This window comes from Burkholderia sp. PAMC 26561, assembly GCF_001557535.2.
GTDB lineage: Bacteria > Pseudomonadota > Gammaproteobacteria > Burkholderiales > Burkholderiaceae > Caballeronia.
The window spans coordinates 454,296-477,417 of the sequence record NZ_CP014310.1; the positions used below are offsets into that span (position 1 = coordinate 454,296).

Consider the following 23,122-nt stretch of genomic DNA (forward strand, 5'->3'; position numbering starts at 1 on the left):
GGGGGTGCGGCCCCGGGCAGAACGGCGAAGTGACTTACCATTCGTTGTGACTGTTTTCACCGACCGGAACCGTCCATGTCCCAAGCCGCCTTTCGTGCTGACGCGTTGCGGGGCTATCGATTATTCGAATCGACTGACCTCGATGAAACCCGCGAACTGAGCTCGCGCGTGATGCAACCGCACGCGCTCGTGCCCTCGGGCACGGGCCGCGGCCGCTCGCACATGGATTTCGTCAAGCTCGGGAGGCTAGGCCTCGGCACGATCGCTTTCGGCGGTGCCATGCGCGTGAGTGTCCAGTCGGTGGACGGTTACTACCTTCTGATGTTTTGCGTGACCGGCAACGCGGAAGTCCGCACGATGGGACGTTCCATGCAGGTGAACCGTAACCAGGGCGTTTTATGTGCGCCCGGGCAGGCTTTCGATGCACTGCTCTCGCCGAGATGCGAGCAGTTCGTGCTGCGTATCGATCCAATGGCGTTAAAAGCGCAGGCGGGGTTGGCCGCGCAGGACTTTGCGTCGCTGGTGCCGGTGGGTAGCTCGCATTTACGCTGCTGGATGCAGCAATTGCAACTGGCCGCGAGTTCGCCCGAATTGCTCGCGAGTGCGCGCAGTGATTCGCGAGTGGCGACGCACCTGGAAAGTTTGCTGATCGATCTGTTCGCTGCGGGTCACGTGGGCAATGAAATAAACACGGGCTTCGCTTCATCGGTCGCTCGTGTCGCCCGGCTTTGTGAAGCGCGCCGAGGCGTTTATCGAAGCAAATTACAGGGAACCGCTGGAGTTACTCGATATTGCCAACGCCGTCGGCGTTTCGGCTCGCACGTTGCGCGACGGCTTTCAGCATTTTCGCGGCGTGAGCCCCATGCAGCATGTGCGGCAATTGCGGCTGGAACGCGCACGCGACGCGTTGCGCACGGCGCCTTTGGTCGTGAGGGTCGCCGAGATTGCCCTTGATTGCGGCTTCGCGCATCTTGGGCGTTTCTCGATCGTCTATAAAGCGATGTTCGGCGAGTCCCCATCGGAAACACTGCGGGACGCTAGTTTTGATAATGACATTGACGAACGCGGCCTCGCCGAGCCAGCGCGTTTTCGCATGATTGCCACCAAATTAACGATGCAATTCGCGATACAACATGGCACCCCAGCGACTCATGGCATTCCTGCTCCGGCGAGGCGTGCGCTAAGCACGCACCGTCAGTTGGGGGTCCGCGCGTCTGCGCTGGCTTACCGGCTTCTCCGTCGGTAGCGCTTGGCAAGACCCCGCATTTAGCGAATATCGGCGAACCATCGAAGACCATCTCGCCCTGTGCAATCGTCTTAAAATGACTCTGCGCGGGGTGTTTCAGAACTGCGGGTTATATCCGGCAAACTCGCCTTGCAGGCCACGCGCGGCATCAGCATCCTGTATACTCCCGCGGCCGGGCTGCTATCAGAGCTGGGCAGCTTGACGCGCTTCGGGCATCCTCAAGAGTTAGTGGCTTGGTCAAATAGATTACTTCGCAACACTAATCTGGAAGTCGTATGCCCCCTTGCGTTGCTGGCACTTTGGCGCGATTGATAGGGACAAGTGCACGAATGCTTGGAGGCGGCAACTCCAGAAGGCGCTGCTACACTAAGTCGATGTGTTACCCGTAAAACTGTATATCTTGTGTTTCTAAGGTTTTTGGACTGCTGCCCACAAATCTGCGAGTTATGGCTAGTGCCCGTTCAGAAGCGGCTATCGCCAGCAATTTTGAGTTCATACGCTTCGTGCAAGCATGCAGGCCAACTTGATCGTAACCGGCAGCAACTTTGCGCTCTCTTAGGATTTGGGACTCGTATCTTTTTCGAGGCAGTGTGTTGTTGAGGAAGATTTTTATTCCAATGATGGCCGTAAGTGGGCTGATTCTTTCGATAGAAAGCGAGGCAACGGAGGATGGCTTGACCGCCTATCCAGTAGGCGTAAATACGGTATTAGAGGGAGTCATTCCATTAGATACCGAAGGCCGCCAATGTCCTGCTAGCGAAGCGGTGCGTGTGGGTCTAAGAGGCGGTGCCTCGTCGATCGGCGCAACCGCTGCCTAGTTAAGCGGTCTCTGCTCGCGATCGATAAGGAAGCGGCCAGCGGGCCTCCCAGAAGTCGCGACATCGTCTTTGCTTAGTATGCAGGTTTCCTGATTAATCAGAAGCATGCCGCTCACTTAAGGTGGTCTCGTGCTTTCTTGCGCTTTGAGAGATCGTCCTGCGGTTTATGGATAGATTAGCAAATTTTGTCCTAAGAAGGTGTGGCTAGCGGTGCTGCGCTGAAAGAGGAGCCAATATCACGGCTGTGAGTTTTCAGAATCAGCATCAGTTAAAGAAATTTTAGCAGCCCGATACCACGCATCGCTATTTATTTTAGGGCCTCGATTTTCCGTTACCAGTTTCAACGGACTCAAAATAATTTCCTAAACTTTTAGGCGAGCAATCTGATGACAAACCGCTCCTATAAAATAAAGTTCACCGTGGCTGCGTTCGCCGGTTTTTTCGCATCTGTTGAAGCCTATAGTCAAAGCTCGGTCACACTTTACGGGGTGGTTGATCAAAGCATTCGCTATACGACTAGTGCGGATGCAGAAAATAAGTCAAGCGTACAGTTGACGAACGGAGCAATCACGAACAGCCGGTGGGGGTTGAAAGGATCGGAAGACCTCGGAGGCAACCTAAAAGCTTTCTTCGCACTTGAAGATGGTTTTGAGCCCCAAAGCGGTCAAGTTGATGGGGCTTTGTTCGGTCGCAAAGCTTATGTTGGTCTGTCTAATGAAATTGGATCGGTCAAATTGGGTCGCCAGGATAGTGAGGCGTTCACGTTTTATGGTAGTAAGTTTGATCCCTTAACCGTCGCTAATTATGTTGCGACAGAATGGCCGTTTTTTTTAAGCGAAGGCCGGGTAAATAACACGGTGAACTACGATGGAAAATTTTCGGGCTTAGATATTGGGGCCAGCTATGGATTTGGTCAACAAGCTGGTAGTCTTAGTGCGAACTCGTATTGGGGAGCACACGCGTCGTATACGCAGGCACAGTTCGCGATCGGTACTGTTTATCAGCAATTTCGTGACATGCAAAGTCACACTCAAGAGATGTGGGGAGCGTCGGCCCGATACACGCTGGGTCTTGCGGAGTTGTATCTCGGATACCTCGGTGGTAGCGACGCAACTGGGGTCCTTGACAAAGAACTCTTGAACGATCCCAGTCGAACAGTTATATACGGCTCATACGTTACGAACCCGCGGAAGGATCTGATCGTCTATACCGGTGTCGATTATCAGGTCACTCCAACCGTCGAAATCAGAAGCGCCTTTTATTACGACAGCATAAGAAATGTAGACGGTCTATCCCGAAACTCTGGAAAGCGCTATACCGGGGTCGTCGTGGCGGAATACTCGTTGTCAAAGGCTACACAAGTTTATGCGACGGCCGATTACAACGAAGTTAAGGGTGGGGCCTATACTGAATTGCCTGGTAAATCAAACTCGACCGGCCTAGCAGTAGGATTGCGGCATTCGTTTTGATTGGTCGGCGAGCATGTAACGTTGCAAAACGTTTTGTGATTTTCGCTCAATTTTAGTGCTGGGATTATCGCATCTGCGAAGCAGATACGCAATTGTCACGCCCCTCTGCTTTTCTCAACGCTACAGCTTCTATGATAGGGAAACTCAAGATGTCATTTATTTCTCGCGGCGCCACTACCGTTGCGGCGCTGACGATATTCGCGGCTCTGCGCCCAATCAATTCGTTCTCCGCAGAAACGATTAAAATCGGCTTTGCGGCGCCGTTGACGGGGGCGCTTGCCAATTTCGGGAAAGGGCAGCAGAACGGGGCGCTCTTGGCAGTCGAAGATATTAATAAAAGTGGTCTAATGGTCGACGGAAAGCGCGTTGTGTTGGAGCTTGATGCGCAAGACGACGCGGCCGATCCGCGCACCGCAACCCAGGTTGCGCAAAGGCTCGTTGATGACGATGTCGTCGCGGTGGTGGGCCACATGTTATCCGGCACGTCAATAGCCGCATCAAAGATCTACAGCGAGGCTAGTGTGGCGGAAATCTCCCCTCGGCAACCAACCCTGCATTCACAACTCAGGGGCTAAAAACTACGTTCAGGCTTGTGGCGACCGATCTGCAACAGGGTCCCGCGCTAGCGGAATTCGCTTATCAAAGTCTGCACGCGAAAACGGTCGCTATAGTTGACGACTCTACTGCGTATGGAAAAGGACTAGCGGACCAGTTCGAAAAGAGCGCAAAGGCCACGGGCTTAACGGTGATCTCCCACGACGCCGTGAACGAGCACACGACTGACTTCCGAGCGATACTTACAACGATCAAGGGTGAAAGAGCGGACGTGATCATGTACGCTGGCGCCGATGCTACCGGGGGGGCGTTTGCCAAGCAGGCAGCGCAACTAGCTATCAGGTCCAAAATTATCGGTGGGGATGGCATATGTTCTGAGAAACTCCCCGAGTTGGCTGGGCCTGCCGTAGACAATGTGACCTGCTCGGAAGCTGCCATGCCCGTTGAGAAGCTGCCCGGTGGTAGCGCGTTTCTCGCGAATTTCCAAAAGCGATTCGATGAGCCCATCCAGCTCTACGCTGCGCAGTCGTATGACGCGGTTCACATAATCGTCGACGCAATGAAGCGAGCGAAGTCGGTCGAGCGAGCGAAGCTTCTGGCTGAGCTGCCGTCGACTGCATATGAGGGAGTAATTGGCCCCATTAAGTTCAAGCCGAACGGTGACATACAGAATAGCGTGGTATCACTGTACAGTTATAAGAATGGGAAAAAGCTATTCTTGGAAAAAGTAAAAAACTGACTATTAGGATTCCCCAATGGACGCATCGCAAAAAAATATCGTGATTGACGGGAAGTCCTTGAACGCCAGCGATGTAATTGCAATTTCGAGGCGCGATGCCCATGTTAGCTTATGTCCCGCGGCAAGGGCTGCTCTCCAATCGACGCGAGATTTTGTTGAGAGTAACTGGCTCGCCGAAGACGCCCCACCCGTCTATGCGTTAAACACCGGTGTCGGGTCGCGGAAGAATATTAAGCTTTCGCCGAGCGCAATTCCGCGATTCCAGAAGAACTTGATCATGGCTACTTCCGCAGGCACTGGCGAGCCAATGCCCTTGGAAGTTGTAAGAGCCATGATGGTACTGAGGGCTAATGTCTTTGCAACTAATTACTCCGGCATCCGCGTTGAGGTTGTTGAGCGACTCCTCCAAATGCTGAACCACGGTATCATTCCAATTATCCCGGCAAAAGGCAGTGTAGGTGCGAGTGGAGACCTCGCGCCTTTAGCTTTCTTAGGCGCTGCTTTGATGGGTCATTCGGATTCTTTGGTTTACTTCGGACCCCGCATCCTCCCGGCGGACAAGGCATTCGCCGAAGCGGGACTTCCGCCGACGATCGACGTTCAAGCAAAAGACGCAAGCGCTCTACTCAATGGATCGACGGCTTCGCTCGCGTATGCGGTCGTCGCGGCATACGATGCGAGGGTGCTACTCAGGAGTGCAGTCGCTTCACTGTGTTTGTCACTTGAAGCGTTGAGATGCGAAGTGTCATGCTTCGACGATACGATGATGTCCGCGCGCCCTCACAAAGGCCAGAGGGCCGTTGCAACCGCAATCCGCGAAATGGTTTTGAAAAGTGAGCGATGCACCGATGCTGCGAGGGAAGTAAGGATTTCTTCAGGGCCGAAACCGATCGGACAAGGGACCAGTGAAAGACATGCACCGCCGCTGGGTCCAAGAATAAACGATGCTTATTCACTCAGGTGTGCGCCTCAGGTTTACGGACCGGTCCTTGAGGCGTTGAATTATGTTGATGGTATCTTGGGCGTGGAGATTAATAGTTCAACAGATAATCCGCTTTTCATAAAAACGGATGATAACTCCTATTGTGCGATCTCTGGTGGGCACTTTCATGGACAATATGTTGCCCAAGCCATGGACCTTCTCGCTATCGCTGTTACGGACCTGGGAGCAATCTGTGATCGTAGAGCTGCGCGGCTCGTCGACCCGGCTTGCAGCTTTGGATTGCCAGCGGGATTGATAGCCATCGAACCAGGCATCAACAACGGATTTGGCGGGGCTCAAAGCATGGGAACCGGGCTAACGCTTGAAAACATGGGACTGTGCGCGCCGGCAAGCACGCTCAGTTTGCCAGCAAAGGCGAATTCTGAAGATCATATTAGTAACTCGTGTTATTCAGCGCGCCGTGTTCGAACCATAGTTGAAAATACTCAAGCCATCGTTGCGGTTGAGCTGCTTCTTGCATCTCAAGCTTTGGATCTTGTCGCCCCCGAATTTTTAGAATTTCCAATTGGAGAAGGGACGTTCCACGCGTGGCAGGAAGTGAGGCGATTCGCACCGCCCACTTTGAAAGATGACCGATGGGTATTCGGTGACATTGAGGCGCTTAGACTCGCCATTTCGACCGAAGCAATTGCTGCTTCGGTTTCGAATTGGATTAAAGACTTTTAACTAGCGGCCGGTCGGCCTGTTCGAGGACGAACCGTCTCATATCGGCTGCGCCTAGGCATCTTCAGAGTGTTATACATTGTCTGAACCGGTCATAGTACTTGCGTCTGAAATTTCAGTTGTTATAGCAGGTAATTGGTTATCCTAACGATTAGTTTGGCTTCGATAACGATGACGTTTCAACTACTAGATGTCCTCAAAATGAGGTAAAGCGAATTTCATGTCAACAACAACATATTTTATCGAGATTATGAATAGACATGATTGCTTCATCTGCCGTTTCATTCCCGCAGCGATGGTTAGAGCTTCCCTTAAGAGGTACACATGGACATATTTATTCAGCAGATATTAAACGGCTTGGTGCTAGGTAGCGTATACGCGATCATCGCTTTGGGCTACACGATGGTCTATGGCATTCTCGGAATCATCAATTTCGTTCACGGGGAGGTGCTCATGGTAGGAGTAATGGTTGCCCTTTCTGCGATTGGTATTATGCAGAAACATTTTCCCACCTTAAATCATGTAGCCATGCTGTTTCTCGCGCTGATCATCGCTGCTGTAGTATGCGCGATGGTGGGCTACACGATTGAGCGCGTTGCTTACCGGCCGCTCAGGCGGGCTCCTCGCATGGCCCCTCTTATAACAGCGATCGGAATGTCGATTCTTCTGCAGACGCTAGCTATGATGATCTGGGGCCGCAACCCGCTCGCTTTTCCTCAGTTGTTGCCGACGGATCCTATCGAGGTGATTTCTGCAACTGCCGACCGAGCTGGCGCCGTTATATCGATGACTGAGATCGTGATTATTTTGGTGGCATTTGCTGTGATGGGCGGCCTGCTGCTCCTGGTTCACAAAACCAAGCTCGGGCGCGCGATGCGGGCGATTGCCGAAAACCCGGGTGTGGCAAGCCTAATGGGAGTGAACCCGAATTTTGTGATCTCTGCGACCTTCATGATCGGTTCGGCACTTGCTGCGATAGCCGGCATAATGATCGTATCCGAGTACGGCAACGCGCACTTCTACATGGGCTTCATCCCCGGCTTGAAAGCTTTCACGGCGGCAGTGTTGGGCGGTATCGGCAACCTCGGTGGTGCGATGGTCGGCGGAATATTGCTTGGGCTAATAGAACAGCTAGGAGCTGGTTATATCGGTGAATTAACAGGAGGCGTGTTTGGGAGCAATTTTCAGGATGTGTTTGCGTTCATGGTGCTGATCATCGTGCTCGTGTTTCGACCGTCCGGACTGTTAGGTGAGCGCGTGGCGGATCGGGCTTGAAAACCTCGCGTGTAAAGTGACGTCGACCGGGGCACTTGCTGCGTCAAACCATTTGTTCCGACGACAACGCGGTCAATCCAGAACTAACGCAATCCTTCCGCCCGTGGTGGCTTTGCTGGTGTTTGGGCCGTTTGCCAGGCGTGCAGGCAAGGTTTGATGTGTTTTCGCATTTTATACTTCGCCCTTCGTCGTAGGGAGCCTCCCCTAGTCCACTGCGTCATTGACTGTGCACCCCGTCTATGTTTGAATTTAGGGCATGGGAAAAATGAATCTGACTGATACCGAACGTGCGCAATTACTTTCAGCGGCACGCAGCCGAACGGTGCGCGCGGCGGACGTGCGACGTGCAAAGCTGATCTTGATGCTCGAGGACGGTGAACGCGCGACGCAATCATGAGCGCGCTAGGCTGCGACTCGCGTTTCATCGCACGTTGGTCGGGACGCTTCCTCAACGAGCGACTGGCCGGCATGTACGCTCGCCATCCCGGGCGCGCTCCTGAGCAGCCGCCTGCCAAGTTGGAAGCGCGTGTACTTAACCGCACCCTCAAGCACAAACCATCTGACGGTTCCACACACTGGAGCAGCTACATACTTGCAGCAGTGCTGGGCGATGTGTCGGTCTCAGCCGTGCAGCGCATCTGGCGTAAGCACGGCATCAAGCCGCAGCGCCTGGAGCGGCACATGGTCTCCAACGACCCGGACTTCGAGACCAAGGCGGCCGACGTGATCGGGCTTTATCTGAACCCGCCGGCGCACGCGGCGGTGTTCTGCGTGGATGAGAAGACCGCGATCCAGGCACTTGAGCGTAAGGACCGGATGCTGCCGCTGTCACCGGGACGCGCCGAGAGCCATGGCTTCGAATACAAACGCAACGGGACACTCAGCCTGTTCGCGGCGTTCAATACGGCGACCGGCGAGGTGCTGGGCAAGACGGCGTCGCGCCACACCAGCGAGCAGTTTGTGGCCTTTCTGACTGACGTCGTCACCAGCCAGCCCAAACGTCGGGAAATCCACGTCATTTGCGATAACGTGAGCAGCCACAAGACGCAGCGGGTGGTCGACTTTCTCACCGCGCATCGCAACGTGCGCTTGCACTTCACGCCGACTTACTCTTCGTGGCTTAACCAGGTGGAAAACTGGTTCTCACGCATTCAGCGTGATGTGATCGCTCGCGGCGTCTTCACTTCGGTGAAGGATCTGGATCGCAAACTGATGCGTTATATCCGCGAGCAAAACCTCGGCGCCGCAATTCGTGCGCGGCTCGCCTGGCGCGGCCATTTTCCGCAAGCCCGGCACACCCGGCAACAGCTTACTGTGATGGAGTGCGCCTATGCCGAAGAGCGCTTCTCCATTTGCGGGCGTGCCGCGCTTGCTTTGGCGCTAATCGGTCGCCCCCAAGGTGCGGTGACTGGACGCCCCCGTCCAAATTGGCAGTAGCTTCACGGCGGAACAGATGCTGTACTGGCAATGTGATAGCGCGGCCATATCGTTTCGCCGGCTTGCAGCGGCTGGCATCTATCACCCATCCGACCGAAAAGCACCTCGAGAGTGCGTACTGACGTGCTCGGGGCGGTGTAAGACGTGGCCAGGTCCTGGCCGCCGCGTTGCTAAGACCACTGAACGTTCGATCGAGTAGGGCTTGCGGTTTGTGGCGAAGTCTGCGGGTTCCTCCAATTTGCGGAAGTAACCTTCCGACAATAGGCAACCAAAATGCTATCGAAGACGGAGCTTGCGTCCTCAATCCGGAGCTTCATGCGTTCCGCGTCAGTGCGAAGAGGTTTCGAAGAACGAATAGCTCGAGAAGCGCGTGATATATGCGTCCCGTTATCTTCCAAAGCAACACCGAGAGCCGCGGTGCCTGATATTCAGATTAAAAATCTGATGTAAAAGTCTACGCGCCCATGCTGATTGAGCATGCGTCTTAGAACCAATCCACGTATTTTGGACGGTACCTGCGAGAAACGGATATAGGGAACCAGTTGGTTGGCCTAAAGTAACACTGTCAAACTAATCTCGGCAATACAAGGAGTGCTTCGGATGACATCACTGCGGATGCTAATTCAGCGCATCGACGCTCTGACTCCGACCATTCGTCGGCTTTTGCTTGTCCCTGAGGATGGTACGTCGCCTCCGCCGTTTGAGGCAGGTGCACACATCCGCGTACACGCAAAGATAGACGGACATACGCAGCGCCGCGCGTACTCGCTTGTCAATTCCGACGAGCACGCGGATCATTACGAAATTGCCGTTCAACTGGAGCGGACCGGCACCGGAGGCTCAAAATGGGTTCACCAACTTGAAGTTGGCGACGGGCTATTTGTTGACGTGCCGCGTAACGACTTCCCATTGGATCATTACGCGTCGAGTTATCTGCTGATAGCAGGCGGTATTGGCATCACCGCGATTCTGTCAATGGCGCGTCAACTTGCAGCTGCGGGAAAGTCTTATGAACTGCACTACGCCGGGCGCGAGGAAAATTCAATGGCTTACAGGGCGGAGGTCTGTGGTCTGGCTAACTCGACCTGCTGGGTTGACGGAGGTGAACCTAGTCGGGGGATTCCGCTCGCCGGCACATTGGGCGCCCGCATCCCCGGCAGACATTTGTATGTTTGCGGCCCGCGAGGACTCATCGATGCGGTGCTCCTGGAAGCGCGAGCGCTTGGTTGGCCGAAGATGCAGTTGCACAGCGAGCTTTTCACAGCCGCTCAGGCCGTAGACGACAATTCGGATTTCACAGTTAAGCTCCGCGCTAGCAATGTGACTCTCTCGGTGCCGGCAAATAAATCGATTCTCGATGTAATGATGGAGGCAGGTCTAGATCCGCTTTTCGATTGCCGGCGAGGCGACTGCGGCGTCTGCACGACCCAGATTGTGGAAGGTGAGGCCGACCACCGAGATATATGCTTATCAACTACGGATCGAGAACGTGGCGCCTTTTGTCCTTGCGTGTCCCGTGCTGTGTCACCCCTGCTAGTGTTGGATCTATAGTCGTATCCATGTTCAAGGAACTATAATGAGCATTCCAAACGAAATAATCAAAAGCTTGGTGCGCCCTGATGGTGTTCACAAAATGGTTTATACGGACCCCGAGATCTTTGAGCTCGAAATGAAGCGTATCTATGGCAAAGCGTGGATCTATGTTGGCCACGAAAGCCAGGTCAAAAAGGCTGGGGACTATCATACCAGCCGGCTTGGCAATCAGGACGTGGTAATGGTACGCGCCTCCGACGGACAGATTCAAGTGGTCTATAACCGTTGCCCCCACAAAGGGGCAAAGGTCGTGGCTGATGGCGATGGGTCGATCGGTAAATTTTTTCGCTGTCCGTATCACGGATGGACATTCAAGCACGACGGCACGCATTTATCGGCTCCGCTGAAAAACGGGCTCCAGAATACATGCTTCGATCCCAAGCTTCCGGACTTTTCGATGCGGAAGTTGCCGCGCGTTAGCGCATACCGGGGTTTCGTATTTGCAAGCCAATCTACTGAAGGCCCCGATCTGGTCAGCTTTCTTAGTGGCGCGGCGTCATCAATTGACAACCTCTGCGACCGTTCTCCTATCGGTGAAGTCGAAGTGTCAGGTGGCGTGTTCCGCGTAGTTCAGCGTTCCAACTGGAAAGTGTTCTATGAAAATTTGCACGACACCATGCATGCGCCGGTTACGCATGAGTCGTCGGTTGTATCTGCGAGGTCCACAGCGGAGCAGCTTGGGTCATTGCCATTTGAACTTCTCATCATGGAGGGAAACGGCGAGCCATACGAATTTTGGGAAAAACTTGAATTGCGCGCCTATGAAAACGGGCACGGATACATGGAGGGCATCTTCGATCCCGCTGCAGCAGAACGAGATCCCGTATCGAACGAGCACTTCGTCGCCTTGTCGCAAGCGTATGGCGCAGACCGCGCGCGCGAAATCCTTGGCATGAACCGTCACAACACCGTTATCTACGGCAGCGGCTCTCCGCATACGGTGTTTCAGCAGTTTCGCGTGATCCGGCCGATTTCAGTTAACAGAACACTGGTCGAGATTCAATTGTTTAAGCTCAAGGAAGCGCCAGCTTCGGTATTTGAACGGGCCATGACTTATGCCAACGTTATCAATTCGCCGTCGTCCAACGTCATGCCTGACGATGTCGAAGTTTACGCGCGGTGCCAGGAGGGTAACCTGACTGACGGTGGCGACTGGATCAGCATGCATCGATACATGGGTACGGATCTGGCGGTCGAAGACGGCATGGTCTCGTTCAATGGAACGAGCGAGCTGCCTATGCGAAACCAGTTTGCCGCATGGAAACGTTTCATGCTGGACGACGATGCGGAAAGGGACATTGCCTGATGCTGTTTTCTCCTACCTTCGATCTTTCAGTCGCGGCCGTGAGCCAGGTGGAAGTGACCGACGCACTTCAACAAGAAGTTCAGCGATTTCTCTTTCGAGAAGCTCGGACGCTGGACACGCGTCATTTTGAAGACTGGCTAGCACTTTGGACACCCGACGGTATGTATTGGGTGCCGCATGAGCCAGATCAGGAAAACGCGCGCGACCATATCTCGTTGTTTTGGGAGGATGCCACGTTGCGCGACGTTCGCGTGCGTCGCATTACCAACGCGCGCAACTGGTCTCAGCAGCCGTTCACGCGGACGGCGCGCACTGTCAGTAACGTATTGATAGAGGGGTTGGACGAATCGGGGCGGCTTATTGTGCATTCAACGTTAGGCGTCACCGAGTGGCGTCTCGATCAGAGACATCTTGCAGGACTTACAACGCACAAACTCGAAGTGCAAAGCGGTGCAGACGGTGCGCGATGGAAGATTTACCTTAAGCGTATCGACCTTGTGAATTCGCGGGACACCTTCGCAAACCTGGAGATATTCTTGTAATGGATCGCCATCGTGACGTGCGGACGGCTGTGCTGGCGCTCCACTATCAGAACGACACGCTCCATCCTGATGGCGTGATCAGAGTTGGAATGAATGCGGATGATTCGGCTCGCAATGACGTTATTAGTTCGGCGCGGCGAATGTTACATGTAGCGCGAAAGATGGGCTTGCCGATATTCCATATACGTATTGCTTTTCGGGAGGATTTTGCAGACCTAGTCCAGAACTGCCGCATCTTTCGAGAGACTGCAAAGCTGGGAGCGGTTGTCGAAGGATCATGGGGCGCGCAGTTTCACGAGGGTCTGGCTCCCGACAACGCGCGCAAAAACGAATATGTGCTCCACCATCTTCGGACCAGCGGGTTCATAGGGACGCCGCTAGAATTGCTGCTGGCCAAGCTGGGTGTCGGACACTTGATCATTGCAGGCGTCGCGACGCATTCGGTCGTCGAGATGACGGCGCGCCACGCAGCGGATCTTGGCTATCACGTGACCATTGCTGCGGACGCTTGCGCAGCCGCTGAGCGGGAAGTTCACTTGGCGTCCCTCCGAACTATGAGTCTTATCGCAGAGGTGAGTACCGTTGACGCAGCCATGGCCGCGGCAGAGAGTGGCGAATGATCGCTGGGGCGAGTGTTGCCGGCAGGCTGGCAGGTAAGGTCGCGATCGTGACGGGAGGCACCCAGGGCCTCGGTGAAGCCATTGCACGGGGTTTCATTGATGCGGGAGCGAGCGTAATGGTAGTCGGCATCGATGCCCGGGGCGGCGTCTCCCTGGCGGAGAGCCTGGGGCCGGCCGGCCGCTTCATCGAGACTGACGTAACGGACGACGACCAGATCGACCGCGCCGTTGCCGCCACTTTGGAAGTCTTTGGTCGCCTCGACATCCTGGTCAATAACGCATGCATCTATGAGGATAGGGGCCTTGCGTCCACGCGTGAACAATGGCGGCGCTTGCTGGATGTGAACCTCGTTTCCGCCGCAATTTTTGCGGGCAAGTCATCGAAGCACATCTCCGGCGGGGGGTCATTATCAATCTAGGTAGCACCGGCGGAAAGTTTGGCGCGGTTGGCCGGGCGCTCTATCCGGCTTCTAAAGCAGCGCTCCAGCAACTGACACGCAGTCTAGCCGTCGAGCTTGCTCCCAGCAATATTCGCGTAGTGACCGTTTCGCCCGCCTGGACATGGTCGCCCTCGCTGGAACATCTCGCCAACGGGTCGCTTGAAACCGCTGATCGGGTGGGAAAGATGTTTCACCCGTTAGGACGCGTAGGCCGGTCCCATGAGATAGCGCAGGTGATAGCATTTTTATGCTCATCCGACGCATCCTGGATTACGGGTGTCGATATCCCGGTGGATGGTGGATTTTCCGTGCTCGGTCCTGACCAGGGAATATCTCCGCGCGATTGGTTCGGTCGGCTAGCGGAAGACGACGCTTAGGATCTACTGATTTAAAATTTGAGGCAATCATGACTACCCGGATAAAAATCGCTTCGGGCGATAGCGTCTTCAATGCGAACGTATCTATGCCCGAAGTGGGCAGTGGCCCCGTTATCGTGCTGCTCCACGAAATATTCGGCATCAACCAGGAGATCCGCGATACAGCGGATCTCTACGCTGAAGAAGGCTACATTGTCGTCGTGCCGGATCTTTATCATCAATTTTCAGACGGCATAGAACTGGGATATAGCGAGTACGATCATGCCCAGGCTTTCGCTTACTACGAGCAGTTCGATGTTCCAAGGGCCATGACGGACATCCGCGCCGCAGTGGCGCACGCGCGTACGTTGCCGGGGGCTTCGGGTCGAGTCGGGATCGTTGGATTCTGCCTAGGCGGCAAGCTGGCATGGCTCGCTGCGGCGCAATGCGAGGTTGATTGCGCTGTTGGGTATTACGGAGTCGGAATAGAAGACCAGCTGAATCTTGCCGAGAAGATTCGCTGCCCCGTGACGCTGCACTTTGGGGCGACCGACCCGTTGAACCCGCCCGAAGCGATAGACCGAATCAGCGAGGCGGTCGAGAAAAGACCGGACTTCAAGTTATACGTTTATCCGGAAGCGAGTCACGCTTTCAGCCGGAGCGGCCCGACCTTCGTTAAATCCGCTGCGCTGCCGGCACATAGCCGGAGTCTGGAAACGTTACGGCGCACGCTGGGTCCAGCTTACGATCTCAGCGCATTGGCCGACCATCATTTTTTTCTTGAGTTCGGCGAACGCAACCCCGAAGCAACAATGCGAACAATGGTTCCCGAGCCCTACGTCAACCACGTTCCGACCATGACAGGCGGCACAGGGCACAGCGAACTACTGAGGTTCTACACTAATCACTTCATACACAGCAACCCGGCGGATACAAAAATGACGCCGATCTCAAGAGTCGTGGGCGTCGACCGGATGGTCGATGAATTTGTGCTTTCGTTCACCCACGACCGGGAAGTCGACTGGATACTGCCGGGTGTTGCACCTACGCATAAGCGAGTTGAAATCCCGATGCTGGTTGTGGTCGCTTTTCGCGGCCCCAAGCTTTATAACGAACATATCTATTGGGATCAGGCGAGTGTCCTCGTGCAAATCGGATTGCTGGATCCAGTGGGCTTGCCGGTAGCAGGAATCGAAGCGACACGCAAGCTGATGGATGAATCTCTTCCGTCCAACACACTGATGCCGAACCGGACGTAAGGCGTCGAGAGACTAATCGAGGCTTGACATGCGAACGCGCTGAGCGATTGCAGCCGTTCGCTTGCCGTTCAATCAACCGCTTACCAAATGAGAGGATCTTGATGTACCGAGTTCGAATGATCGGAGTTGTGTTAGTTGCGTCGAGCCTGAGCTTCGCGCTGGTCAGCACTATCGCGTGGGCGCAACCCGCTGACAGTGCCAGTGCGTCGACGCCAAAGCAAACACGGAAGGCGCAAAAAATGGCTGTCCGCAAGGCCAATCGCGTGAAAAAGAATGCGGAGCTGAAAGATCCTAATGGCGATCAACTTAATTTCGCCCGATAAGGTTCCCGCTGTCTTTAACGGAGAGTTCCCGCAGCCGGAGTCGTCGATTAGCGCCGCCCCCGACCATCACGTTGTGGCGTTAGTTTGAATCGTATGCACCATCACCGCCTATCGTTTCGATGGATTCATCGGCTGAGATCTGCGCAAATAAACCGGGAAATGCAGTTGCGTTGTCTACGTCCTAATGCGTTATTAGCGCCGCACGTATCTGGCCCGTCTTCACGGCTAGCCGAGATGGACCCTACGCCAAGTCCGCCGATTGGAGTAGACGTGCTTGCGCACCTTGCTGGGCGGGCTCAAAACTGAAGCGCAACACCAAAGCGTATAAGGTGTTGTAATGCACAAAGCGAATCAGTACGAGCAGTTGCAAGCCGAGGAACGTCTAGAGATCGCGAGCCTGCGTCAACGGGGCTCGAGTATCCGGGCCATGGCCCGCATACTCGGACGCTCAGCCTCTACCCTCAGCCGTGAACTGAGGCGCAATAGCTCTGTGCTCGGTTATGTCCCAGCGGCGGCGCACGCGCTCAGTTCGGCCCGACGAGCGGACACGGTCACCACGCCCAAGCTTGGGCCTCACAGCGCCTGCTGGAGGGTCGTCCTCACGCTGCTCGAGTGGCGTTGGTCACCTCAGCAAATCTCTGGAGTTCTCAAGCGTATGTTTCCGACCGATCCAACTTTGCAGGTCTCGCACGAAACGATTTACACGACCATCTACGCTCACCCAGGCGGAGAATTACGGCGCCAACTCATTGCTTGTTTGCGTCGTGCTCACCGCGCCCGTATGTCGCGCACGCGGCGTAATGATCGCCGCTGGCAAATTCCCAATATGGTCAGCATTCACGTGCGCCCACCTGAAGTCGAGGATCGCGTGATGCCCGGGCACTGGGAGGGCGACTTCATCAAAGGCGAAGGCAATCGCTCCTCAGTTGGCGTGTTGGTGGAGAGAACAAGCCGTCTGGTACTGCTGGCCAAGATGCACGATGCCACAGCCGAATCTGCACTGGCCGGCTTCTCGGCCAAGCTCAACTCGATTCCCGAACACTTGCGTCAAAGCTTCACTTACGACCAGGGGCGTGAACTCTCACGACATCAAGAACTTGCCGCTCAAACTGGCGTGAACGTCTATTTTTTTTGCGGTGTGTCACGAACATGAGCGAGAGCTTGTGATGCTGTATCGGTAGATTTCAAGGTAGATGTCGCCTCAACGATTAAATTTAGGCGGCTTTTTGCTCCTGTCGGTGGTTGCGTTTGATGGGTTCAAAGTTGTCTGTGCGATCGGGATTCAAATGGACGGTGTGTACGCGCTTCCAGTTTCGAGTGGGGCCTTTCCATCGTAGCGGGTTGCGCTGCTTTGCCGCCTCGTAGAGCATCGCGCGGCGATCGAGGATCTGCTGGTCGAGGTTGGCGTGCCGTTGGGCAGGCGTGACGAAACGGATCGCGCTGTGACGATGTTCGTGGTTATACCAGCGCACCAACACGGTGACCCAAGCGCGCGCGGCAAATAGAGTGTCGAACGCCTGCAGAGGATAGGCCGGCCGATACTTCAGTGTTTTGAACAACGATTCCGAGAACGGGTTGTCGTTGCTCACGCCCGGTCGACTCAATGACGGCATGACACCCAGAGCCTGCAGGGTGGCGAGCATCGTGGCACCCTTCATTGGGCCGCCGTTATCCGAATGCAAAATCACCTGACCCGGTTTGATCGCTTCACGTGCACATAGGTCCTTCAGAAGCTCGCTGGCCTGGGCGCTGCTCTCTTCAGCGTAGACCTGCCAGCCGACGACCATCCGACTGAATACGTCCATGAACAGATAGAGATAGAAATACTGCCCGCGAACTGTCGTCGGCAGGTAAGTGATATCCCAGCTGAACAATTGATTGGGCTCGTCGGCACAAACTGCGCGAGGCTTGCTGCGGGCGCGCGCTGGTTGTTCACTGCGCCGATGAGCAAGCTGTTTCTCTTCACGCAGCACCCGGTAGAACGTCGATTCTGAGGCGATGTAGCGGCCCTGGTCGGCCAATCGAGGGACGATTTGGCTCGGTGGCAGATGAGCGAATTCGACAGAGTTGGCCACCGCCAGCAGTTCAGCGCGCTCATCGGTCGACAGCTTGTGAACAGCATCATGATGGCGTAAGGCGCGCCCATCCACTGCTTCAGGACCGCCGCCTTGCCAGCGCTGCACGGTGCGCGCGCTTAGCCCGAGCACAGCACATGCGCGTGCCTGACGAGCCCCGGCTGTAGTCGCCTTGCCGATCAGCTCCTGCAATGTCGCACGCTCTTCGGGGGAGCTCATTCGTCCTCGTCCCCGAACAGCGCCTGGTACTTTTTTGAAAGTATCAGCAACGCGGCCGCCTCCGCTAAAGCCTTTTCCTTGCGTTTCAATTCGCGCTGCAGCTGCGCATTGGCCTGTTTCAGCTCGCGCAGTTCTGGAGCGTTTGCACGTGCGCTGCTCGCGGTGCCGGCCGAGCAAAACTGGGCACGCCACTGGTCCAGATGATGAACAAACAAGCCACGTTCACGGCACCACGCGCTGAGTGCCTCGGCGCTCAGTCCATGGCTCTGCTGCAATGCCAGCAGGCGATCTTCCAAAGACCAATCTTCCGGGCGCCGTGCATCGACTGGCCCCGGGTTGCGGTTTGCGGCGTTAGACACGCGGATCCACTTCCTCAAAGTTAATACGTTCATGTTCAGTTCCGCGGCAACCGTTCCTACGGACCGGTTGCCGCGTTGCAGGACCTTTGCCAGCGCCTGCTCCCTGAATTCAACAGAATACGTCTGTTTGGCATTCAACCTACACCTCTGAGTTCTTCGGATTAAGAAAATTCAGAGGCGACATCTATTGTGACGCAGAGGGGTATCGAAGATGGGAGAAGGCCTCCCGAAGTCGGCTTGCAGGAGCAGGCTTCAAACCGCCCGGTGCTGCTGCGTTTAAGAGGCGTGGTGGTGAGCGACCGTGGAAAAGGCGTCCGGTCAGGACGTCAGGTAAGTGTTGAGAAGATGAGCGAAAGCGAACCGTCCGATGACGCATCGTTATAGACATAAAGTATTGCCAAAACTGGGGTCGCACAGAAGCTCCAGGATCAGTCGGGACGATACCTGTTTACGGACCCGTCGGCATTCGGTGTATAGGCGGCATGAGCTCAACACAGGCTTTGATACGGAACGTGAGAACCTCGCGCTGGATGTAAAGGGAAATGACAAATGGCAAACACCATGAGGAAGAATACCGATGCCAGCGAGAGGGACGGAGTCGCCCGTAGTAGTTGCGTATTTCGGTGAACGTGACCGCTGATTTCGGGAACGTGACCGATTCGGCGAGGTTGGGCGTTGCGCGGTTTCGATTGTAGAGTTCCTCCCTAGTTTTGGTCGAGTTCTGGTTCAAATACGCTGGACTTCGGAGGCGGCTTTCTTAGAGATTCGCCTGTGAGTTTGATGCGGTGGTGACGGTGCATGAGGCGATCAAGCATTGCGTCGGCGATGGTCTCGTCGCCTATCCAGCCATGCCAGTGTTCGATCGGAAGCTGGCTGGTTACGATTGTGGCCTTGCCGGCAGAACGGTCGTCGATCATCTCGAGTAAATCATTTCGAACCATTGCATCGAGCGGAGCCATTCCCCAATCGTCCAGCAAGAGAACATCAGTGCGAGCAACCTGCAGCAGCCATTTGGTGAAGCCGCCGTTGCCGTGCAGAACGCGTAGTTCCTCGCCCAACCGCGGCACGCGCAGATACAGCGCGGAGTGTCCGCGTCGGCAGGCATACTGCGCCAAGGCGCAGGCGAGCCATGACTTACCTGCGCCGGTCGCGCCGCTAATGAGCAGGCTGTATCCGGCCTCAACCCAGTCGCCCAGAGCCAGGCTTGTGAGCGAACGCGGGTCGATCCCTCGACCTGCGCGAGTGTCCAGATCTTCAATGGCGGCTTGCGGATACTTCAGGCGCGCTTGCTTAAGCAGTCGGGTGCGACGGCGATCATCGCGCCAGCTTGCTTCCCGGTCGACCAACAATGACAAGCGTTCCTCGAAACTGAGAGTCGCCGTGCCGGGCTGCGTCAATTGCTGTTCCAAGCCGTCGGCAAAGCCATCGAGCTTCAAAGTGCGCAGTTGCGTCAAGGTCTGTTGCATCATCATGGTGGGTTCTCTTTATTGGTAATAGCTGGGGCCGCGCACATGGGCGTGGCTTGGGCTGATCCATTCAACCGGCGTTGTTGCTGCGGCTCGGTCACGGTTGTTGATCAGGATGTCGCGCACGTGGCGGTATCGGTGTACGCCCAGTTCGAGTGCCAATGCACACGCCGCTTCCAGACGCTCGGGGCCATAGCGACGGGAGAGTGAGAGCAGTCCAAGGCAGGCCCGATAACCGTGCTCGGGATGACGTTGCTCTTGGAGAAGCCGAGTAACTAGCGCGCCAGTCGCTCCGCCAATCTGCTGGCCCCAGTGAATAAGACGCTGCGGCGTCCATTCGAGATGGGCGCGGTGTGCCGCCGGCATGTGCTCTACGACTGTCGTGTAGCCTCCCACGCGATCGTTGCGGGCGTGGCTGGCCACGCGGCGGCCGCGATGAAGCAACTCGACGGCGGCTGCCGTGATTCGCGCATCGAGCTTGAGTCCGACTAGCGCTTGCGGAACGCTGTAGCGGTGTTTGTCGATATCGACGTGATAGTCAATGTGGACCGTGACCGACTTGAACCGCGCCAGCTCATACGGCTGCACCGGCAGCGGTTGCAAAGCCGGCGCGTCCAGTTCGGCAAATGCGGTGGCGCGGCATCCCGGCAGCTTCTGAAACGGACGCCCGTTCAGGTTCTTCAGTAGTGGGCGGATCGCGTCGTTGACCGACTCAATAGTTTCGAATCGATGATGACGCAGGCGCGCCATGATCCAGCGCTCAACGATCTGAACCGCTACTTCAACCTTCGGCTTGTCCTGAGGACGATAGACGCGTGCCGGCAGGAAGGAGGTTCCGTAGTGACGCGCAAAGTCCAACACGGTGTCGCCTGCGCGCGGCTCGTAACGGTCAGGGTCAGCGATCATCGCACGCGGGTTGTCCGGCACGATCAGCTGCGGAACGCCGCCGTAGAAAGTCAGCGCACGGCCGATACCGTTCAGCCAGTCCTCCATCGTCTCGGCTGGCGTTGCGCACGCGAACGTGAAACTCGATGCGCCCATGGCGGCCACAAAAATGTGCGCGCGACGCCCCGTGGTCAGCGCCACCGTGGGGCCGGCGAAGTCGACGAACAGCTTCTCGCCAGCTCGGTGAATCTGTCGCATCGAGCGCTTCAGGCGTTTGGCGAACGCCTTATAGTGTTCACAGAACTGCGTGTAACGGTAGGTCTGCCGGTTCGCAAACTCAGCCTGGTATTCCTCCCACAACAGCGTCAGCGTCACACCCTTACGGCGTAGCTCTTGATGGATGCGCCCGTAGTCGGGTTGGGCGTAGGCAGCAGGTCCGGTGGGCTTACCGAGCAGCCGCCGCTCGAGCTCGCCTTCGTCCATGTCGCAAGCGCTCGCCCAGTCGAGCCCGGCGGCACCGGCTAGCCCGACGTACTTAGTGACCACACCCTTGGAAATGCCCAGCGACGCGGCGATTCGATCGTGCGAGAAGCCGGCGTCGAATTTAAGTCGTAAAACGTCCTTGATCATGCGCATGTTCATCCGGTGCGCGGGCATCGTCTCTCCGGCCAAAGCCGGCGAGCATAACCCGCGTGGTTGATGTCATGCGCAACGCCAATCCTGCTGTCCGGTCCGCTCGGTCACGTTCCCGAAACGGCCGGTCACGTTGCCGAAATCGTCGGTCACGATCCCGAAACGGCCGGTCACCTTCATCCGAAATACGCAGTAGTGATGAAGCCCTTGTAATGAGGGTGGAGCGAAGGGGCGGCGTTAGCCTGTTGACAAGTGTCGCCAACTCGCGATGCGAGGATGAGTGACATGGCATCAGCAAAACCATATTGCATTGCAAAGCGTACGGTGTGGGAAGCCTACCAACTGGTGAAGGCCAACCGAGGTTCTGCTGGGATCGACGATGAGACTATCGCGATGTTCGAGCAGAAGCGGTCCAAGAATTTGTACAAACTGTGGAACCGGATGTCGTCGGGGTCGTACTTCCCGCCGCCGGTCAAGCAGGTAGAAATTCCGAAGGCCAAGGGTGGCACGAGAAAGTTGGGAATTCCGACGGTGATCTCATAATGCACCTCTCTCAGTTGAGTGTTAGAATGTTGCCGCTGTAGATGCCCTGAAGTGCGCACCCAATCCTTTAGTTGCCGTTCCTTGGCGGCATCCAGCGTAACCCACCACGGGCCCCGCCCATCGAGCTTGCGCGCCTGGACTACCTGGCGCTCGATCCAGTAATACACGACGTGTGGACTGACATGCAGCCGATGAGCGAGCTGCTGTACCGTGAGCTCGTCTGGCCGCTTGAAGCAGGTTACTTCAATTCGATACCGGTAGCGGATCCATTTGACCATTTCAAGCGTGAACGATTTGCCAGTAGAACTGCGTATGCCTTCCTGATTGAGGTGCGCCACGATTTGCCGGTCAGGCAGATGCTGCGATAGTTCGCGCACCCGCTCGACGAACGCGGCGGGGTAACGCATCGCATCGGCAGCCGGCTTGGGCAAGTCCACGGTGATATCAGTACACGCGCTGCCCTGCCAGCGGATATGCAGCACCGCTTGTCTCGTGGCGGACCGTCTCTCGACCGTGATGTCCCGGATGAGCAGTCGCAACATGCGCTTGCGATCCTTCGCTGATGTGGTCGGCGCCCGCCAGAGGCGCGGCAGATTGCGCGCTAGCGCGAGGCCCTGAGCTTTCTGTTCGGACGTGGCGACGAGTGCCTTCTGGCTCTGGAACTGGGCGGCTTCCGTCCTGATCGCCTCGAGGCGGAGCATCGCGTCATTCCAGCGCCGCTCGAGGGTACCCGCGACCAGACGGTTGGCCGGGTCGCATTCCTGATAGCGACGTTCAGCGAGTGCGACCTCATACTCGGCGCGTTCGATGCGCATGTGCCACTGGCGCATGATGGCATGATCGCGTTGCTCGAGTTCGCTCAGGGCGGTCACGGCGAGCTCGAGTTCGGCTGGCTGCAGGGCGGTGAATACAGCCTCGCCAATTGCGTTGTCAAGTAGTTCGCTGCGCATGCTCATGCAATCGGTGGTCGCCAGCCCCTCGCGGCGGCGAGCACTGCATAAGTACAATGGATAAAGGCCGCCGTTTCCTTGGTGTGAATGGCGGTCGGAAAGCGACACCAGATGGCGGCGTCAATCAGAAACGCTAAATGACTTGTTCTTCAGAACGGGTTTTTCGACGACTGGCGGAGGTGCCGATGGGCAGGTATTTGGGTGCGTCGGAAGGAGCCCGAAGGGCGAGTGCCGACGCACCCGGTGCTGTTCGCTTCAGACGGGGGTGACGCAAAGGGCGGGATGCGGTAGAAGAAGGTTTACCAACCGCCGAACAAACAGGTCCGACACCGGCCCAAACTGCCAGGT

14 protein-coding genes and 7 pseudogenes are annotated in these 23,122 nt (G+C 56.1%); 17 read left to right on the forward strand and 4 right to left on the reverse strand.

All coding sequences use genetic code 11. From position 1 onward, the window contains the following. Nucleotides 1–75: 75 nt before the first annotated feature. The 13 genes and pseudogenes from andR to AXG89_RS32805 form a co-directional block, all read left to right on the forward strand. Nucleotides 76–1,036, forward strand: a pseudogene (gene andR / locus AXG89_RS32745) (anthranilate 1,2-dioxygenase regulatory protein AndR); the annotation flags it as partial. 1,414 nt (nt 1,037–2,450) lie between these two features. Next, the gene (locus AXG89_RS32750) at nt 2,451–3,533 is read left to right on the forward strand and encodes a porin (protein WP_082771710.1); all 1,083 of its coding nucleotides are present in this window, start codon (nt 2,451–2,453) and stop codon (nt 3,531–3,533) included. A 149-nt stretch (nt 3,534–3,682) separates the two neighbouring features. Continuing rightward, a pseudogene (locus AXG89_RS32755) lies at nt 3,683–4,827 on the forward strand (branched-chain amino acid ABC transporter substrate-binding protein). Between the two features lie 16 nt (nt 4,828–4,843). Further along, nucleotides 4,844–6,496, forward strand: a complete 1,653-nt coding sequence (locus tag AXG89_RS32760) for an HAL/PAL/TAL family ammonia-lyase (protein ID WP_062174789.1) — start codon at nt 4,844–4,846, stop codon at nt 6,494–6,496. A gap of 321 nt (nt 6,497–6,817) precedes the next feature. Beyond that, on the forward strand, nt 6,818–7,768 hold the full coding sequence (locus AXG89_RS32765; RefSeq protein WP_062174790.1) for a branched-chain amino acid ABC transporter permease: 951 nt from the start codon (nt 6,818–6,820) through the stop codon (nt 7,766–7,768). 256 nt (nt 7,769–8,024) lie between these two features. Continuing rightward, nucleotides 8,025–9,004: pseudogene (locus tag AXG89_RS32770) on the forward strand (IS630 family transposase); the annotation flags it as partial. 801 nt (nt 9,005–9,805) lie between these two features. Beyond that, a complete protein-coding gene (locus tag AXG89_RS32775) occupies nt 9,806–10,756 on the forward strand; it encodes a PDR/VanB family oxidoreductase (protein ID WP_062174791.1) in 951 nt (316 codons plus the stop codon). Between the two features lie 25 nt (nt 10,757–10,781). Beyond that, entirely contained in the window at nt 10,782–12,104 is a 1,323-nt protein-coding gene (locus AXG89_RS32780; protein WP_062174792.1) for an aromatic ring-hydroxylating dioxygenase subunit alpha, read from the forward strand. After that, complete coding sequence (locus AXG89_RS32785) at nt 12,104–12,646, forward strand: aromatic-ring-hydroxylating dioxygenase subunit beta (RefSeq protein WP_062174793.1); 543 nt, start codon at nt 12,104–12,106, stop codon at nt 12,644–12,646. Before AXG89_RS32780 ends, AXG89_RS32785 begins: the two co-directional genes overlap by 1 nt. Then, nucleotides 12,646–13,266 (forward strand): cysteine hydrolase, encoded by a 621-nt coding sequence (locus tag AXG89_RS32790; protein ID WP_062174794.1) that lies wholly within the window; start codon nt 12,646–12,648, stop codon nt 13,264–13,266. The genes AXG89_RS32785 and AXG89_RS32790 overlap by 1 nt, the downstream gene beginning before the upstream one ends. Then, nucleotides 13,263–14,083: pseudogene (locus AXG89_RS32795) on the forward strand (SDR family oxidoreductase). The gene AXG89_RS32790 and the pseudogene AXG89_RS32795 overlap by 4 nt, the downstream one beginning before the upstream one ends. A gap of 29 nt (nt 14,084–14,112) precedes the next feature. After that, nucleotides 14,113–15,321 carry a dienelactone hydrolase family protein gene (locus AXG89_RS32800; RefSeq protein ID WP_062174795.1) on the forward strand — a complete coding sequence of 403 codons (1,209 nt, stop codon included), beginning with the start codon at nt 14,113–14,115 and terminating at the stop codon, nt 15,319–15,321. A 116-nt stretch (nt 15,322–15,437) separates the two neighbouring features. Further along, nucleotides 15,438–15,644: a hypothetical protein gene (locus AXG89_RS32805; protein WP_062174796.1), complete on the forward strand. Its 207-nt coding sequence runs from the start codon at nt 15,438–15,440 to the stop codon at nt 15,642–15,644. 85 nt (nt 15,645–15,729) lie between these two features. Here AXG89_RS32805 and AXG89_RS43830 read toward each other — a convergent pair. Then, nucleotides 15,730–15,929, reverse strand: a pseudogene (locus AXG89_RS43830) (IS5/IS1182 family transposase); the annotation flags it as partial. 52 nt (nt 15,930–15,981) lie between these two features. Between AXG89_RS43830 and AXG89_RS32810 the strand changes: the two are divergent. Further along, nucleotides 15,982–16,773, forward strand: a pseudogene (locus AXG89_RS32810) (IS30 family transposase); the annotation flags it as partial. An 85-nt stretch (nt 16,774–16,858) separates the two neighbouring features. Here the strand turns inward: AXG89_RS32810 and AXG89_RS32815 are convergent. The 3 genes from AXG89_RS32815 to istA form a co-directional block, all read right to left on the reverse strand. Next, nucleotides 16,859–18,435 (reverse strand): IS3 family transposase gene (locus AXG89_RS32815; RefSeq protein WP_236873570.1). Its coding sequence is split into 2 segments (ribosomal slippage): nt 16,859–17,976 and nt 17,976–18,435, totalling 1,578 coding nucleotides; the frame shifts between segments, so codons are not numbered across the junction. 566 nt (nt 18,436–19,001) lie between these two features. After that, nucleotides 19,002–19,769: an IS21-like element helper ATPase IstB gene (istB, locus tag AXG89_RS32825; RefSeq protein ID WP_062174797.1), complete on the reverse strand. Its 768-nt coding sequence runs from the start codon at nt 19,767–19,769 to the stop codon at nt 19,002–19,004. A gap of 12 nt (nt 19,770–19,781) precedes the next feature. Further along, on the reverse strand, nt 19,782–21,305 hold the full coding sequence (istA, locus tag AXG89_RS32830) for an IS21 family transposase (RefSeq protein ID WP_062174798.1): 1,524 nt from the start codon (nt 21,303–21,305) through the stop codon (nt 19,782–19,784). Between the two features lie 252 nt (nt 21,306–21,557). Between istA and AXG89_RS43835 the strand changes: the two are divergent. From AXG89_RS43835 to AXG89_RS44220, 3 genes and pseudogenes are all read left to right on the forward strand, one after another. After that, nucleotides 21,558–21,815: pseudogene (locus tag AXG89_RS43835) on the forward strand (group II intron reverse transcriptase/maturase); the annotation flags it as partial. Nucleotides 21,816–21,895: 80 nt separating this feature from the next. Then, nucleotides 21,896–22,192, forward strand: a complete 297-nt coding sequence (locus AXG89_RS43840) for a hypothetical protein (RefSeq protein WP_236873573.1) — start codon at nt 21,896–21,898, stop codon at nt 22,190–22,192. A 447-nt stretch (nt 22,193–22,639) separates the two neighbouring features. Beyond that, nucleotides 22,640–22,762 carry a hypothetical protein gene (locus AXG89_RS44220; protein ID WP_257792715.1) on the forward strand — a complete coding sequence of 41 codons (123 nt, stop codon included), beginning with the start codon at nt 22,640–22,642 and terminating at the stop codon, nt 22,760–22,762. Nucleotides 22,763–23,122: the final 360 nt, after the last annotated feature.

Bases quoted from the DNA above. Each gene is read 5' to 3' on its own strand.
- AXG89_RS32785 (WP_062174793.1), top strand. From the start codon at position 12,104: ATGCTGTTTTCTCCTACCTTCGATCTTTCAGTCGCGGCCGTGAGCCAG.
- AXG89_RS32765 (WP_062174790.1), top strand. From the start codon at position 6,818: ATGGACATATTTATTCAGCAGATATTAAACGGCTTGGTGCTAGGTAGC.
- AXG89_RS32800 (WP_062174795.1), top strand. From the start codon at position 14,113: ATGACTACCCGGATAAAAATCGCTTCGGGCGATAGCGTCTTCAATGCG.
- istA (WP_062174798.1), bottom strand. From the start codon at position 21,305: ATGCCCGCGCACCGGATGAACATGCGCATGATCAAGGACGTTTTACGA.
- AXG89_RS32805 (WP_062174796.1), top strand. From the start codon at position 15,438: ATGATCGGAGTTGTGTTAGTTGCGTCGAGCCTGAGCTTCGCGCTGGTC.
- AXG89_RS32775 (WP_062174791.1), top strand. From the start codon at position 9,806: ATGACATCACTGCGGATGCTAATTCAGCGCATCGACGCTCTGACTCCG.
- AXG89_RS32750 (WP_082771710.1), top strand. From the start codon at position 2,451: ATGACAAACCGCTCCTATAAAATAAAGTTCACCGTGGCTGCGTTCGCC.
- AXG89_RS32790 (WP_062174794.1), top strand. From the start codon at position 12,646: ATGGATCGCCATCGTGACGTGCGGACGGCTGTGCTGGCGCTCCACTAT.
- AXG89_RS32760 (WP_062174789.1), top strand. From the start codon at position 4,844: ATGGACGCATCGCAAAAAAATATCGTGATTGACGGGAAGTCCTTGAAC.
- istB (WP_062174797.1), bottom strand. From the start codon at position 19,769: ATGATGATGCAACAGACCTTGACGCAACTGCGCACTTTGAAGCTCGAT.
- AXG89_RS32780 (WP_062174792.1), top strand. From the start codon at position 10,782: ATGAGCATTCCAAACGAAATAATCAAAAGCTTGGTGCGCCCTGATGGT.